Origin of the sequence: Burkholderia aenigmatica (assembly GCF_902499175.1) — a bacterium.
GTDB classification, from domain to species: Bacteria; Pseudomonadota; Gammaproteobacteria; order Burkholderiales; family Burkholderiaceae; genus Burkholderia; species Burkholderia aenigmatica.
On record NZ_CABVQC010000006.1, the window covers coordinates 37,031 to 50,460 of the forward strand.

Annotated in this window: 13 protein-coding genes; 11 read left to right on the forward strand and 2 right to left on the reverse strand. The window is 68.0% G+C overall.

Annotated elements, in window-relative coordinates; all coding sequences use genetic code 11:
• Positions 1 to 23 precede the first annotated feature (23 nt).
• The 6 genes from BDO18943_RS06205 (at position 24) to BDO18943_RS06230 (ending at position 5,813) form a co-directional block, all read left to right on the forward strand.
• Positions 24 to 893 (forward strand): carbohydrate ABC transporter permease, encoded by an 870-nt coding sequence (locus BDO18943_RS06205; RefSeq protein WP_011349624.1) that lies wholly within the window; start codon positions 24 to 26, stop codon positions 891 to 893.
• Positions 890 to 1,792 (forward strand): carbohydrate ABC transporter permease, encoded by a 903-nt coding sequence (locus BDO18943_RS06210; RefSeq protein ID WP_043192111.1) that lies wholly within the window; start codon positions 890 to 892, stop codon positions 1,790 to 1,792. The genes BDO18943_RS06205 and BDO18943_RS06210 overlap by 4 nt, the downstream gene beginning before the upstream one ends.
• A gap of 4 nt (positions 1,793 to 1,796) precedes the next feature.
• Complete coding sequence (locus tag BDO18943_RS06215) at positions 1,797 to 2,582, forward strand: SDR family NAD(P)-dependent oxidoreductase (protein WP_175021664.1); 786 nt, start codon at positions 1,797 to 1,799, stop codon at positions 2,580 to 2,582.
• Positions 2,579 to 3,724 carry a galactonate dehydratase gene (dgoD, locus tag BDO18943_RS06220; protein WP_175021665.1) on the forward strand — a complete coding sequence of 382 codons (1,146 nt, stop codon included), beginning with the start codon at positions 2,579 to 2,581 and terminating at the stop codon, positions 3,722 to 3,724. The genes BDO18943_RS06215 and dgoD overlap by 4 nt, the downstream gene beginning before the upstream one ends.
• 31 nt (positions 3,725 to 3,755) lie before the next feature.
• The gene (locus BDO18943_RS06225) at positions 3,756 to 4,835 is read left to right on the forward strand and encodes an ABC transporter ATP-binding protein (RefSeq protein WP_175021666.1); all 1,080 of its coding nucleotides are present in this window, start codon (positions 3,756 to 3,758) and stop codon (positions 4,833 to 4,835) included.
• Positions 4,836 to 4,907: 72 nt separating this feature from the next.
• On the forward strand, positions 4,908 to 5,813 hold the full coding sequence (locus BDO18943_RS06230) for an SMP-30/gluconolactonase/LRE family protein (protein WP_175021667.1): 906 nt from the start codon (positions 4,908 to 4,910) through the stop codon (positions 5,811 to 5,813).
• 22 nt (positions 5,814 to 5,835) lie between these two features.
• Here the strand turns inward: BDO18943_RS06230 and BDO18943_RS06235 are convergent, their stop codons facing one another.
• Positions 5,836 to 6,831, reverse strand: a complete 996-nt coding sequence (locus BDO18943_RS06235; protein ID WP_230624523.1) for a LacI family DNA-binding transcriptional regulator — start codon at positions 6,829 to 6,831, stop codon at positions 5,836 to 5,838.
• Positions 6,832 to 7,150: 319 nt separating this feature from the next.
• Here BDO18943_RS06235 and BDO18943_RS06240 point away from each other — a divergent pair, with 319 nt between their 5' ends.
• The 5 genes from BDO18943_RS06240 (at position 7,151) to BDO18943_RS06260 (ending at position 12,091) form a co-directional block, all read left to right on the forward strand.
• Positions 7,151 to 8,272: a porin gene (locus tag BDO18943_RS06240; protein WP_175021668.1), complete on the forward strand. Its 1,122-nt coding sequence runs from the start codon at positions 7,151 to 7,153 to the stop codon at positions 8,270 to 8,272.
• Between the two features lie 49 nt (positions 8,273 to 8,321).
• A complete protein-coding gene (locus tag BDO18943_RS06245; protein ID WP_175021669.1) occupies positions 8,322 to 9,464 on the forward strand; it encodes a 2-dehydro-3-deoxygalactonokinase in 1,143 nt (380 codons plus the stop codon).
• Positions 9,465 to 9,466: 2 nt separating this feature from the next.
• Positions 9,467 to 11,245 carry a right-handed parallel beta-helix repeat-containing protein gene (locus tag BDO18943_RS06250; RefSeq protein WP_175021670.1) on the forward strand — a complete coding sequence of 593 codons (1,779 nt, stop codon included), beginning with the start codon at positions 9,467 to 9,469 and terminating at the stop codon, positions 11,243 to 11,245.
• Between the two features lie 162 nt (positions 11,246 to 11,407).
• Positions 11,408 to 11,884 (forward strand): universal stress protein, encoded by a 477-nt coding sequence (locus BDO18943_RS06255; RefSeq protein WP_175021671.1) that lies wholly within the window; start codon positions 11,408 to 11,410, stop codon positions 11,882 to 11,884.
• A 15-nt stretch (positions 11,885 to 11,899) separates the two neighbouring features.
• Positions 11,900 to 12,091, forward strand: coding sequence for a DUF2964 family protein (locus BDO18943_RS06260; protein WP_175021672.1), 192 nt, complete (start codon positions 11,900 to 11,902; stop codon positions 12,089 to 12,091).
• A gap of 116 nt (positions 12,092 to 12,207) precedes the next feature.
• On the opposite strand, the gene BDO18943_RS06265 is transcribed toward BDO18943_RS06260, so the two are convergent.
• On the reverse strand, positions 12,208 to 13,392 hold the full coding sequence (locus BDO18943_RS06265; protein WP_175021673.1) for a tetratricopeptide repeat protein: 1,185 nt from the start codon (positions 13,390 to 13,392) through the stop codon (positions 12,208 to 12,210).
• Between the last annotated feature and the right edge of the window lie 38 nt (positions 13,393 to 13,430).

Here is a 13,430-nt window from a genome sequence, read left to right on the forward strand (position 1 = left end):
CGGTTCGACGAAGGAGGCACCCGATGAAGCGCAACCGGACCTTGCTGTGGTGCGCCGTGCCGGCGCTCGCGCTGTACGCGCTGCTGAGCCTGTATCCGCTGTTCAAGGCCGCGCGGATGAGCCTGACGGATTTCTCCGGCGTGGGCGACGCGCACTGGATCGGGCTCGCGAACTACGCGGCCGCGTTTCGCGATCCGGCGAGCCTGCATACGCTCGTCGTCACGTTCGCGTATGCGGCGATCGTCGTGATCGTGCAGAACGGGCTCGGGCTGCTGTTCGCGGCGCTGCTGTTCTCGCTGCCCCGGCTGCGCGGCGCGCTGCGGGTCGGGCTGCTGGTGCCGAGCATGTTCTCGGCGGTGATCGCCGGGTTCGTGTGGGAGTACCTGTACTCGCCGCTCGGCGGCGGCATCAACGAGCTGCTGCATCTCGTGCATCTGGACGCGCTGCAGCAGGTATGGCTCGGCGATCCGTCGGTCACGCTGCCGGCCGTCACGGCCGTGCACGTGTGGATGTACGTCGGCTATTCGACGGCGATCTTCCTGGCCGGCTACCTGAACATTCCGTCGGAACTGCACGACGCGGCGAAGCTCGACGGCGCGAATGCGTGGGTGCGCTTCACGCGCATCGACCTGCCGCTGCTCGCGCCGGCCTTCACCGTGAACATCACGCTGAGCACGATCGGCACGCTGAAGACCTTCGAGCTGCCGCTCGTGCTGACCAACGGCGGGCCGGACGGCGCGACGACCACGCTCGGGCTGCAGATTTTCCACAGCCTGTTCAACGACTACAAGTTCGGCTTCGCGAGTGCACTGTCGATGATCATGCTCGCGATCGTCGTGGTGGTCGCCACCACGCAGAACACGATCCTGCGCCGCCGGGAGGACAACCTGTGAACGTCATCCGTCAACGATTTCATGCGGACCGTCCGTCCGCCGGCACGTCGGGCGGCGGGCTGCGCGCGGGGGCGCTGCTGCGCCGCATGCCGGGGTTCGCGCGGCTCGTCGCCGCGATCGCGATCGTCGCGATCGTGCTGCTGCCGACGATCTACATGGTGCTGATGTCGCTGCGCACCGGCGACGACATCATCGCGCGCCCGCTCGGGCTGCCCGACCACGTGTTCTTCGGCAACTACGCGGCTGTGTTCACGCAGATGAACTACTGGCGCAGCGTCGCGAACACGATCGGCATCACGCTCGCGGTCACGTTCCTCGTCGCGCTGCTGTCGTCGCTCGCGGCGTATCCGCTGGCACGCGTGAAGGGCCGGCTGTCGAACGCGGTCTACATCGTGCTGACGCTAGGCCTGACGATCCCGATGTTCGTCAGCCTGACGCCGCTGTACGTGCTGTTCCGCGACCTGCACCTGCTCAACACGTATCTCGGCGTCGTGCTCGCGTACACCGTGCAGAGCCTGCCGCTCGGCGTGTTCTTCTATACGAGCTTCCTGAAGCGCATTCCGCTCGAACTGGAAGAAGCGGCGGTGATGGACGGCTGCAGCCCGCTGCAGGTGTACTGGTACATCGTGCTGCCGCTGCTGCGGCCGATCACCGGCACGCTCGCGATGTTCGTCACGCTGTCGGTGTGGAACGACCTCGTCTATCCGCTGCTGTTCCTGACCGACTCGTCGAAGTTCACGATCACCGTCGCGGTGTTCCGCTTCATCGGTACCAACGACATCGATCCGACCAAGCTGTTCCCGGCAGCCGTGATGGGCACGCTGCCGCTGCTCGTGCTGTTCTTCATTCTCCAGCGCAGGATCGTCGCGGGCATCACGGCCGGTGCGGTCAAGGGGTAAAACCATGAATCCATTCGAATCGCTCGACGGCCGCGTGATCGTCGTCACGGGAGGCGGGGACGGCATCGGCCTCGGCATCGTCGAAGTGCTCGCGCAATGCGGCGCGCAGGTCGTCGTCGCGGAGAAGAATGCCGCGCGCGCCGACGTGGTGCGCGAACGGCTCGGCGGCCGCGACGCGCTGTTCGTCGAAACCGACGTCGCGGACCCGGCGAGCGTCGTTGCGCTGTTCGAGCGCGTGGATGCGCATCACGGCCGGCTCGACGGGCTCGTGAACAATGCGGGCATCACGCTGCACGGCCCGTTCGACGCGTTCTCGCTCGACGACTGCGACCGCCTGTACCGCACCAACCTGCGCTCGATGTTCCAGTGTACGCAGCTCGCGGCGCCGCGCATCGCGCGCGCCGGTGGCGGCGCGATCGTCAACATCGCGTCGAATCATGCGGGCGCGAGCGTGCCGGGCTTCGAGATGTACGCGGCGACCAAGGGCGGCATCGTCGCGATGTCGCGTGCGATGGCGACAAGCCTCGCGCCGCAGCGCATCCGCGTCAACACGCTGAGCCCCGGCTTCACGCTGAACGCGCCGATCGGCGCGGCACTCGAGCGCGATCCCGCGCTGCTCGACACGTATCGCGCGCTGCATCCCGCGCAGCGCATCAACGAACCGGCCGATATCGGCCGGATCGCTGCGTTCCTGCTGTCGGACGCGGCGACCGGCATCGCCGGCGCCGATCTCGTCGCCGACAACGGCATGTCGGCACTGCTGTTCAACCGGACCCGTTCCTCCACATGAAGATCACCGAAATCGAAACATTTGCGGTCGCGCCGCGCTGGCAGTTCGTCAAGGTCAGCACCGACGAAGGGCTGGCCGGCTGGGGCGAGCCGATCGTCGAAGGGCGTGCGGCCACGACCGCGGCGGCCGTGCACGAACTCGCCGACTACCTGATCGGCCGCGATCCGCGCCACATCGAGGATTTGTTCCAGGTCATGTATCGCGGCGGCTTCTATCGCGGCGGCCCGATCCTGACGAGCGCGATCTCGGGCATCGAGCAGGCGCTGTGGGACATCAAGGCGCGCGCGCTCGGCGTGCCCGTCTACGACCTGCTCGGCGGCCCGGTGCGCGACAAGGCGCGCGTCTATGCGCACGTGAAGGGCGACACGCCCGACGAGATGGCCGCGAACGCGCGGCAGCTCGTCGAGGCCGGTTATACCGCGCTGAAGATGGGCGTGGTCAACGCGACCGACTGGATCGAGTCGCCGGCGGCGATCGATCGCGCGGTGGCGCGCTTCGGCACGGTGCGCGATGCGGTCGGCAAGGAGGTCGGGCTCGGCATCGACTTCCACGGCCGCGTGCGCCGCCCGGTCGCGAAGGCGCTCGCGAAAGCGCTCGCGCCGTTCGACCCGATGTTCTACGAGGAACTGCTGCTGCCCGAGCACAACGACGCGCTGCGCGAAGTCGCGCGCGATTGCGCGGTGCCGCTCGCGACCGGCGAACGGCTGTTCACGCGCTGGCAGTTCAAGGAGCTGCTGCAGGAGGGCGTCGTCGACATCGTGCAGCCCGACGTGAGCCATACGGGCGGCATTTGGGAGCTGCGCAAGATCGCGGCGATGGCCGAAGCGTACGACGTCGCGGTCGCGCCGCATTGCCCGCTGGGGCCCCTGACGCTCGCGGCGTCGCTGCAGATCGATTTCTGCACGCCGAACGCGTTCATCCAGGAGCAGTCGACCAATGTGGCCTATCACGACGACAACGCGATGTACGCGTACACGCGCGGCATCCCGTTCGCATTCGACGCGGGCTACGTCGCGCGCCCGGATGCGCCGGGGCTCGGCGTCGAGATCGACGAGGAGAAGGTGAGGGAAGCCGCCGCGACGGGGCACCGCTGGCGCAACCCGGTGTGGCGCCGCGAGGATGGCTCGGTCGCCGAATGGTAAGCGGCACGAACGGACGAGGAGAAACGCAATCATGGCAAGTGTGTCGCTCAAGCAGATCCGCAAGCGCTACGACGACGGCGCGGATGTGATCAAGGACGTCAGCCTCGACATCGAGGATGGCGAATTCATGGTGTTCGTCGGCCCGTCGGGCTGCGGCAAATCGACGATGTTGCGGATGCTCGCGGGGCTCGAGGAGATCACGTCGGGCGACCTGCTGATCGACGGCCGCCGCGTCAACGACGTGCCGGCCGCGAAGCGCGGGCTCGCGATGGTGTTCCAGAACTACGCGCTGTATCCGCACATGACGGTGTTCGAGAACATGGCGTTCGGGCTGAAGCTCGCGGGCGTCGACGCGGCCGAGACGCGCGCGCGCGTCGGGCAGGCGGCCGAAGCGCTGCGGCTGTCCGCGCTGCTCGACCGCAAGCCGAAGGCGCTGTCGGGCGGCCAGCGGCAACGCGTCGCGATCGGCCGCGCGATCGTGCGCAAGCCGGGCGTGTTCCTGTTCGACGAACCGCTGTCGAACCTCGACGCGGCACTGCGCGGCGGGATGCGGCTCGAACTCGCGCGGCTGCACCGCGAGCTCGGCAGCACGATGATCTACGTGACGCACGACCAGGTCGAGGCGATGACGCTCGGCGACCGGATCGCGGTGTTCAACGGCGGACGCATCGAGCAGGTCGGCTCGCCGCTGGCGCTGTACGAGCAGCCGGCGAACCATTTCGTCGCGTCGTTCCTCGGTTCGCCGTCGATGAACTTCCTGCCGTGCCGCGCGCAGGGCGGCGCGGACGCACCGCGCTTCGACGTGCCGGGCGGCTCGCTCGCCGCGACGCCGGACGCGTCGCGCACGTGGCCGTCCGGTTCGCTGCAGCTCGGCATCCGCCCGGAGAACCTCACGATCGGTGCGCCCGGCACGGGGCTCGACGGCCGCGTCACGCACGCCGAGCACCTGGGCGACGCGACGATCGTCTATGTCGAGCTCGCGGGCCACGACCGGCTGCTGTCAGTGCGGCAGAACCGCGACGCGTACACGGTCGCGTCGGGTCAGCCGGTCGGCGTGCGCGTCGACATGCGGCACGCGCACTTCTTCGACGACGCGGGCCGCGCGCTCTGAGCCCGGCTCGCCGGCAGGTTCCGCTCGCCGTACCGGCGGGCGGCCGAACGCATGCATAACAACAGAATTTCGATGACGACAGTAAAACTGGTACAGGGCGCGAACGCGATCCTGGGAGAGGGCCCGCTCTGGTGCGAACGCTCGGCGTCGCTCTATTGGATCGACATCAAGCGCACCGCGCTCTACCGCTACACGCCCGGCCACGGGCAGACGGGCTTCTGGCTGCTGCCGGAGCTGGCCGGCTGCGTCGCGGGCGTCGACGACGGGCGGCTGCTGGTCGCGCTGAAGAGCGGCCTGCACCTGTTCGACCCCGCGCACGGCACGCTCGAACGGCTGACCGACGCCGCGCATGCGCGGCCGTCGCTGCGCTACAACGACGGTGCGGTCGACTCACGTGGCCGCTTCTGGGTCGGCACGATGGCCGACGACGGCGACGGCCCCGGCGATCTGCATTGCTTCGAGCATGCGCGTGCGTCGCGCGTCGCGGTGGCCGGCTTCGCGTGCGCGAACGGGATGGGCTGGAGCCCGGACGGCACGACGATGTACGTGACGGATTCCGGCCGCCGCACGATCTTCGCGTACGACTTCGACGTCGATGCCGGGCGGTTGTCGAATGCGCGGCCGTTCGCGACGTTCGGCGACGCGCGCGGCGTGCCGGATGGGCTCGCGGTCGATGCGGAGGGCGGCGTGTGGTCGGCGATCTGGGACGGCTGGCGGCTGCATCGCTACGCGCCGGACGGCGCGCTCGACCAGGTCGTCGAAATGCCGGTGCAGCGGCCGACCAGCGTCGCGTTCGGCGGCGCCGATCGCGCGACGCTGTTCGTGACGTCCGCATCGGTCAACGTGAGTGCTGACGGGTTGCTGCGCGGGCCGCTCGCGGGCAGCCTGTTCGAGATGCGCCCGGGCGTGGCCGGGCTCGAGCAGCATTGCGTCGCGCGCGCGTGGCTGGGGGACGCGGTCGCGGCCGTGCCGCGTTGATCGGGCCGTAAGCGGCGAACGCTCAGCGGCGGCGCGCGTCGCGCGGCCGCACCGTCGATTCGCGGACGACGAGCCGCGCTTCGAGCATCGTATGCGGGGCGGGCGACTTGCCCGCGAGCGCGTCGAGCAGCGTCGTCATCGCGATTTCGCCGGCGCGCTCGGTTTCGGTGTCGATCGACGTCAGCGTGGGCGACGTAAGCTTGCCGAGTTCGAGGTTGTCGAAGCCGCACACGGCGACGTCGTGCGGGATCGCGATACCGAGCCGTTCGGCCTCCTTGATGAAGCCGGCCGCGATCATGTCGTTGTAGCAGATCACCGCATCGGGCGGCTCGGCCGACAGCATCACTGACGCGCACACACGCTCGCCGTCGGCCACCGTCGCACGCGGCACGCTGAAGGTGCGCAGCGGCAGCCCGGCACGTGCGAGCACCTGCTCGGCACCGGCGCGGCGTTCGTCGTCGCCGCGCGCGTTGGGCAGGCTGATGTACGCGAAGCGCTGGTACTTCTCCATCAACAGGTGCTGCGCGAGCATCTCGCCCGCACGGATCGGATCCGAGTACAGCGTGAGCAGGCCGTCGCGCGGTGCGGAACCGACTGCGACCACCGGCTTGCCGAGGCTCGCGGTCCAGCGCAGGTCGTCGTCGGGCATGCTGGTGTTCAGGATCAGCCCGTCGACGCGCCGGCTCAGCTTGGTCAGCGCGGGCCGCTCGCCCTTGCGGTTCTCGTCGGCATCGACGATCAGGACGACGAAGTCGTTGCGCTGCGCGATCCGGTTCACGCCCTTGACCATCGCGGTGAAGTACGGGTTGAGAATGTCCTGGATCACGACGCCGACCGCGCCGGTCTGGCCGGTCGCCATCGAGCGCGCGAGCGGGTTCGACTCGTAGCCGAGTTGCTCGATCGCTTCGGCAATGCGGCGCTCGACGTCGGGCGAGAAGCGCTTCGTCTTGTTGATGAACTTCGAGACGGTTCCGATGGAGACGCCTGCGGCGGCGGCGACTTCGTTGATCTTGGCCACGATGAAAGTGAGTGTCAGTGCATTTTGCCGGCGAGCATAGCATGCGCACCGGCGGCGGCGATCGGGCGGCGGCATCGCAGGCGTGCCGCGCGATCGGACTCGGTAGTATCCCTTGGAGGGCCAGAATTTTCTTGAAAAAGCGCAACCGCGCGTCGACAATGAAAACGCTTTCCCTTTTCGCGAGCATAGCACGCGTGCCTTCCGCAAGAAACGTAGCGGAAAACGATGCACGACAACCGCCGCGAAATTTTTTTGCTGTCGAGGGAAAGCGCTTTCCCCAATCAAACGAGACGTGAACGAAAAGAAGGAGGAGATCTAGATGCGACAGTATGGGTGGATCGCGGCGCTGGCCCTGGCGGTGCCGGCGGTGGCGCAGGCTCAATCGAGCGTCACCGTGTGGGGGCGTGTGGGCGGCGACGTGCAGTACCTGAGCGGCGTACAGAACGGCCCGCATTCGACGGGCTCGCGCATTTCGGAAGGCAACGACTGGGGGACGAGCATCCTCGGCATCACCGGCAAGGAGGATCTCGGCGGCGGCAACCAGGCGGTGTTCTGGCTCGAATCGTCGATCAACGCGGCGAACGGCAACTACGGCGGCGGTGTGCTGTTCCAGCGCGGGGCGTGGGTCGGCTTCAAGAACGAGCGCTACGGTTTCCTGCGGCTCGGGCAGGGTTCGTTCATCAACAGCTATATCTGGTCGTACGATCCGCTGCTCGAGGAAAACTATTCGGTCGAGTCGCTGACGTCGTACCGGAACGGCCCGAAGCTGTCGAACGGGATCCGCTACGAATCGCCGAAGTTCGGCGGCTTCTCGTTCGCGCTGCAGGCGAACCTCGGCAACAGCTCGAACGGCTGGCTGCGCGGCTCGCCGAACAACGTGGGCGCGACGGGGTTGTCCGATGGCGCGACGGTGGCCTACACGCACGGCGACTTCGAAGTGCGCGCCATCTGGAACGAGATCCGCAACCAGTACGGCCGCGAAGACAACCTGTTCACCGCATCGCAGGAAGCATTCATCGGCGTGCGCGACCGCTTCGGCCCCGCGCTGGTGCAGATCGGCTATACGCGCTACAGCGCGCCCGACACGCCGGCCGGCCTGTCGCGCACCGCGAACTACTACTGGGGCGGCGTGACCTACGACGCGACGCCGTTCCTGCATCTGCAGAGCGCGGTCTATTCGATGAAGATCGACGCGGGCCAGTGGACCGCCGACCACAGCGGCGAAGGGCGCTCGACGATCATCGGCCTCGGCGCGATGTACGACCTGTCGAAGCGTACGTTCCTGTATGCGACGGCCGCGCATGTGTTCAACAGCGCGGGGGCGAACCTGGGCGTGAACCCGCAGTCGCCGGGGCTCGGCAACGGCAACGGGCTCGGTGCGTCGCCGATGCCGGGGCACGGGCAAACGGGCGTCTACGCGGGTATCGAGACGCTCTTCTGATACCGGCCTGACGAAGCCGCGAGCCGCAACCGTCAAACAGAGGAATCCTATGCAAGATGCAATACCACGACCAGGCGGCCCCTCGCCGGTGCCACGCCTGATCGCGCTCGACTGGGGCACCACGTCGCTGCGCGCGTACCTGATGACGGATGCGCGGACCGTGCTCGACGAGCGGGCCGCGCCGAAGGGCGTGATGCAGCTGGGCGGCGCGGGCGCCGCGATCGCTGACGCATGCGATGCGGCCTTCGAGGACGTGTGCGGCGCATGGCTCGATGCGTGGCCGGCGCTGCCGGTCGTCGCGGCCGGCATGGTCGGCAGCACGCAGGGCTGGCGCGAGGCCCCGTATGCGGACGTGCCGATCGACGCGGCGCGGCTTGGCGCGTCGCTGCAGACGGTGCGTGCGCGGCGCGGCGTGACCGTGCACATCGTGCCGGGGCTGATCCAGCGCGGCGAGCTGGCGAACGTGATGCGCGGCGAGGAGACGCAGATCGTCGGTGCGTTGCAGGCGGGCGGCGTGTCGCCCGGTTCGGCGTTGGTCCGGTGGATCGGTCTGCCGGGCACGCATTCGAAATGGGTCGCCGTGCGCGGCTCGCGCATCGAGCGCTTCCGCACGTTCATGACGGGCGAACTGTACGCGCTGCTGTGCACGCACAGCCTGCTCGGCCGCACGATGCAGCCGTCGGCCGGGTTCGCGCGCGACGCCTTCGAGCGCGGCGTGCGCGCCGCACGGGCCGGCCATGCGACGGGGCTGCTCGCGACGATCTTCGGCAGCCGTGCGCGGCTGCTGGCCGGCGATCTGGCGCCCGACGAGCAGGCCGACTACCTGTCCGGCGTGCTGATCGGTCATGAGCTTGCGGGGCTGGCGGCCGAAGACGGTGGGCCAGGCGGTGCGACCCGTGATGACGCGTCGCGCCCGATGCTGATCGGCGACGCCGCGTTGTGCATGCGTTACCGGCATGCGGCATCGCTGTTCGGCTGGCCGCCCGTCGACACGATCGACGGCGCGGCGGCAGCCGGCCTGTGGGTGCTGGCCGAGCGGGCGGGGCTGCTGCCCGCGGCAAGCGAGGAGGGGGCGCCGGTTCGTCTCGACGAACCGGCTGCCGGAATGGGCGGCCGGCATGAGGATCGAACCGCGGATCGACCTGCGGTCGACCCGGTGCCGGATCACGAATGCAATATTTCGGGAGACTGACTTTGAAACACTGGAAGATTGTCGCAGCGCCGCTGATCGGCGCGCTCGCAGCATGCGGTGGCGGGGAATCGGCGGACGGCGTCGCGGCCGGGCAGCAGCTCGCCGCCGCGCCCGCTGCCGGAAAGACGGCCGATGACGTGCCCGGCACGCTGCACGTCGACTGCTCGCTCGGCGCGAACGGAACGGGCTCGCCCGCGACGCTCGGCTCCGCCGCGAATCCGATTCACGATCTCGCGACGCTGAACCGGATCGTGCTCGCGCCCGGCATGCATGTGCGCTTCAAGCGCGGCACGACCTGCGACGGCAGCTTTACGCCCGCACCGGGCAGCACCGGCGCGGCTGGCGCGCCCATCGTCGTCGATGCGTACGGCGACCCGAAGGCGCCGCGCCCCGTCATCGCGGCCGGCTGCACCGATGCGACGGCCGACCCCGACCAGTCGATCACCGAGCAGCACAAGACGCCGAGCGGGTTCAGCGGCTATTACTCGCTATGCAAGTCCGACAATCCCACGGTGAATCGTGCGGCCATTTATCTCTACAACACCCAGTACTGGGAGATCCGCTCGCTCGAGCTGACCAACGATGCGACGACGCCCGGCGGGCGCCTCGGGCTGTATGTGCGGCTCGAGGATTACGGCACGGGCAGCCACTATCACGTCGACGACGTGTACGTGCATCACGTGCGCGGCTATCTGAAAGACGTTGCCGGCAATACGGTCGGGTCGTACAAGACGACCGGCGGGATGCTGTTCGAAGTGACCCGCGACAACGAAGTCGTCGGTACGAAGGAGAAGCGGACCGGCTTCGACGACATCGCGGTCGAGAACAGCGAGATCTACAACGTCGACGCGGTGGCGCTGTCAACGCGATCTGCGTGGATGTGCCGGGAGGGTGGTGCGCCGTGCGGCGACTATCCGCCGTACAAGGGCAACTCGGCCTACCTCACGAATCCGGCCACGCAGGCATCGACCGACTATTTCCCGATGACGCGCGTCGTGTTCCGCAACAACCTGATCCACAACGTCGGCGGCGACGGCATCATCGTCCGCACGGCAACCGCGCCGCAGGTCGAGGCGAATCACCTGTACGACATCTGGATGCGGGCGCCGGGCAACAGCGCCGGCGCCTGGGCGATCAACACGGACGATGCGCTGTTCCGCTACAACGAAGTCAACGGCGTGCGGCTGCAGAACAATATCGAGGCCGGCGACGGGATGGCGTTCGACGCCGATCTCGGCACGCGCAACACGCGCGTGGCCGAGAACTTCAGCCACGACAACGACGGCGGGCTGATGCTGTTCTGCGGATGCGGTTCCGACGGGCTTGGCCACGTCGCGCAGGAAACCGGTGCGATCGTCGACAACAACCTGAGCCTGAACGACAAGCGGCGGATCGTGTCCGCCGCGGGCTCGGCCGACTCCGTCGTGCGCGACAACGTCGTGATCACGCGCACGCCGGGCCTGATCACGCCGATCGTCGAAAACCTCAGCTATGCGAACGCGTTCCAGGTGACGGGCAACCGCTTCTACAACGCATCGGACAGCGGCGCGATCTTCCGGACGAAGAATCCGCAAGGCAGCTACGCCAACATCGTGTGGAGCGGCAACACGTACTTCGGCTACGCGGCGGACCCCGAATTCACCGGGCCGAACTATCGTCACGGCGCCCAGCCCGATACGGTCCTGCCGTTCGCGGGACAGGACGTGGATGCGGTCGCCAGCGAATGGTCGCGTGCCAGTGGGTTCGACAAGTACAAGTACCGCGCGCCGCACGCACGATGACGTAAAGGCCGCCGGCGCGGGGCGGCGCCCTGCGTCGGCCGGTCGCAGCGTGAATGCCGGCGCGACTTGATCGCCGTCAACATTCGAACCCGCCATCCGCCGATGATGGTGACAGGGCCGCGCGCGATCAGACGCGCGGCCAATCATCCCAGCGAGGTTCGCATGTACGAGAAGATCATGGTGGCCGTCGACGGCAGCGCTTCGTCGAAACAGGCGCTTGCCGAGGCAGTGAAGGTTGCGCTGGCGGGTGACGCGCACGTCAGCGTCGTGTACGTGGTGGACAAGTCGGTGTTGTTCACGTACGCGGGCCGTTTCGACCCGCACGCGCTGGTCGAGGAAATCCGCGACGACGGGCGCAAGGTGCTGCGCGAAGCGGAGCAGATCATCGCGCTGGCCGGCGCGAAGGGCGAGGCCGAACTCGTCGAGACCGAGAGCATCGGCGAGGACATCGCGGAACGCCTGCAGCGCTACGTGAAGGAATGCGGGATCGATCTCGCGGTGGTCGGTACGCACGGGCGGCGCGGCATCCGGCGTGTGCTGCTCGGCAGTGTCGCCGAGCGCTTCGTGCGCGGCTCGAAGTGCCCGGTGCTGCTGATCCGCGGCGACGATGACGACGGCGCAGCGGCTGCCGCTGCTTAACGCGGCGGGTGCGCGATGATACGTCGCCAGTACCGGATCGTCGTCGCGGCGATCGCCGTGTTCGTGTCGTTCGCGGGGATGATGGCCGTCGTGTCGGGGCTGCTGTTCGACAACGCGATGGCGCTGCGCGGCGGCGCGATCGCGCTGGTCGTTGGCGTGGCGGGCTTCGTCGTGATGCTCAATCCGGGCGCGAAAGGCGAGGAGTGACGGAAGCGAGCGTGGCCGGCCTCGTCCGGGGATGGTGCCGGTAGCCGCTTTCCACACTTCTGGCGACAGCCGTTGCGGCGCCATGCGTCCGCTTGCCTGTCCGCTCGTATCGCCGGTTACTCGCTTGTCGTACCCGACGCCTTCGCGCCATCCTGCCCGAGCGGTATCGCCAGCCGCTTCAACGTCTCCGCCAGGTCCGCGTTCTCCGGCTGGACCTTCCGCGCCTGCGCGAACGCATCGCGCGCGGCATCCTCGCGGCCCAGCTTCCACAGCACTTCCCCCTTGTGCGTCAGCCCGCTCGCATAGGCTTCGAGCGTGCCCTTGTCCGCGTCGTCGTCCTTCGCGAAGATCGCGATCGACCGGTCGAACCACGTCAGCGCGTCGTCGTTGCGACCGAGGCGATACAGTGCCCAGCCCTTGCTGTCGAGCGCATACGCGTCGTTCGGTGACGTCGCCAGGTGCGCATCGATCATCGCCATCGCACGATCGATCTTCAGGCCCGCATTGACGAGGTCGTAACCGACGCTGTTCAACATGCGATCCGAGAAATGGCCGACCTCGAGCGCGGTGTCGATGCGGCCTTCGTCCCGCTCGGCAATCGCCAGCGCGACCATCTTGGCCGCGATCTGTTGCTGGAGTGCCCGGCCGAGGTGCTGGCCGTCGGCGACCAGGCTGCCGAGATACTGCGTGTAGAGATCGGGCACGCCCGGATTGCCGGCACTGTTGGCGATGTCCGTGGCGGGCCCGGCACACCAGTCGGTGTCCGCGGGCACGCGCAATACCGTGGGGTGCAACCAGAGCTTGCGGTCCACCTGCGATTGCGCGAAGACGGTATAGCCGTTGGCATCGATGCGCCCGCAAGCCAGGTATGCGCCCGTCACGTCGAGTACATACGAGTAACGGCCGTAGGGTCGCCCCGTATCTTCGTCGATCACGCGAAACGTCCCGCCCATGTCGCCTTCGCCGACGACAGGCTGAAGCGCCCACTCGCTCTCGGGATGACGGGCGGGCAGGCGAATCCGCACCGTGCGACCGGCGGCATCGGTTGTGCCGAACACGACGCTTTCGCCGCCTTCTTCATAGGGAGGCAGCCCCGCGATCACCTGCCCGGGCAGCAGCAGCCGGTAGCGTGCATTCGGCAGCGGCTGGTGCGTGACGGGGTCGCGCAGCACGAATTGATGCACATAAGCTCCTTTGCCGAACGACGCGGTCGGCGGGACATAGGTGCGTGCGTGGGCAGCGGGCAGGACGGTGCAGCTCAAGGCCGCGGCAGCGAGCGCGGCGAGAAGTCGGGATGTCATGAAATTGCAGTGCTTATTGGTATGGGTTTTTGTTGGTC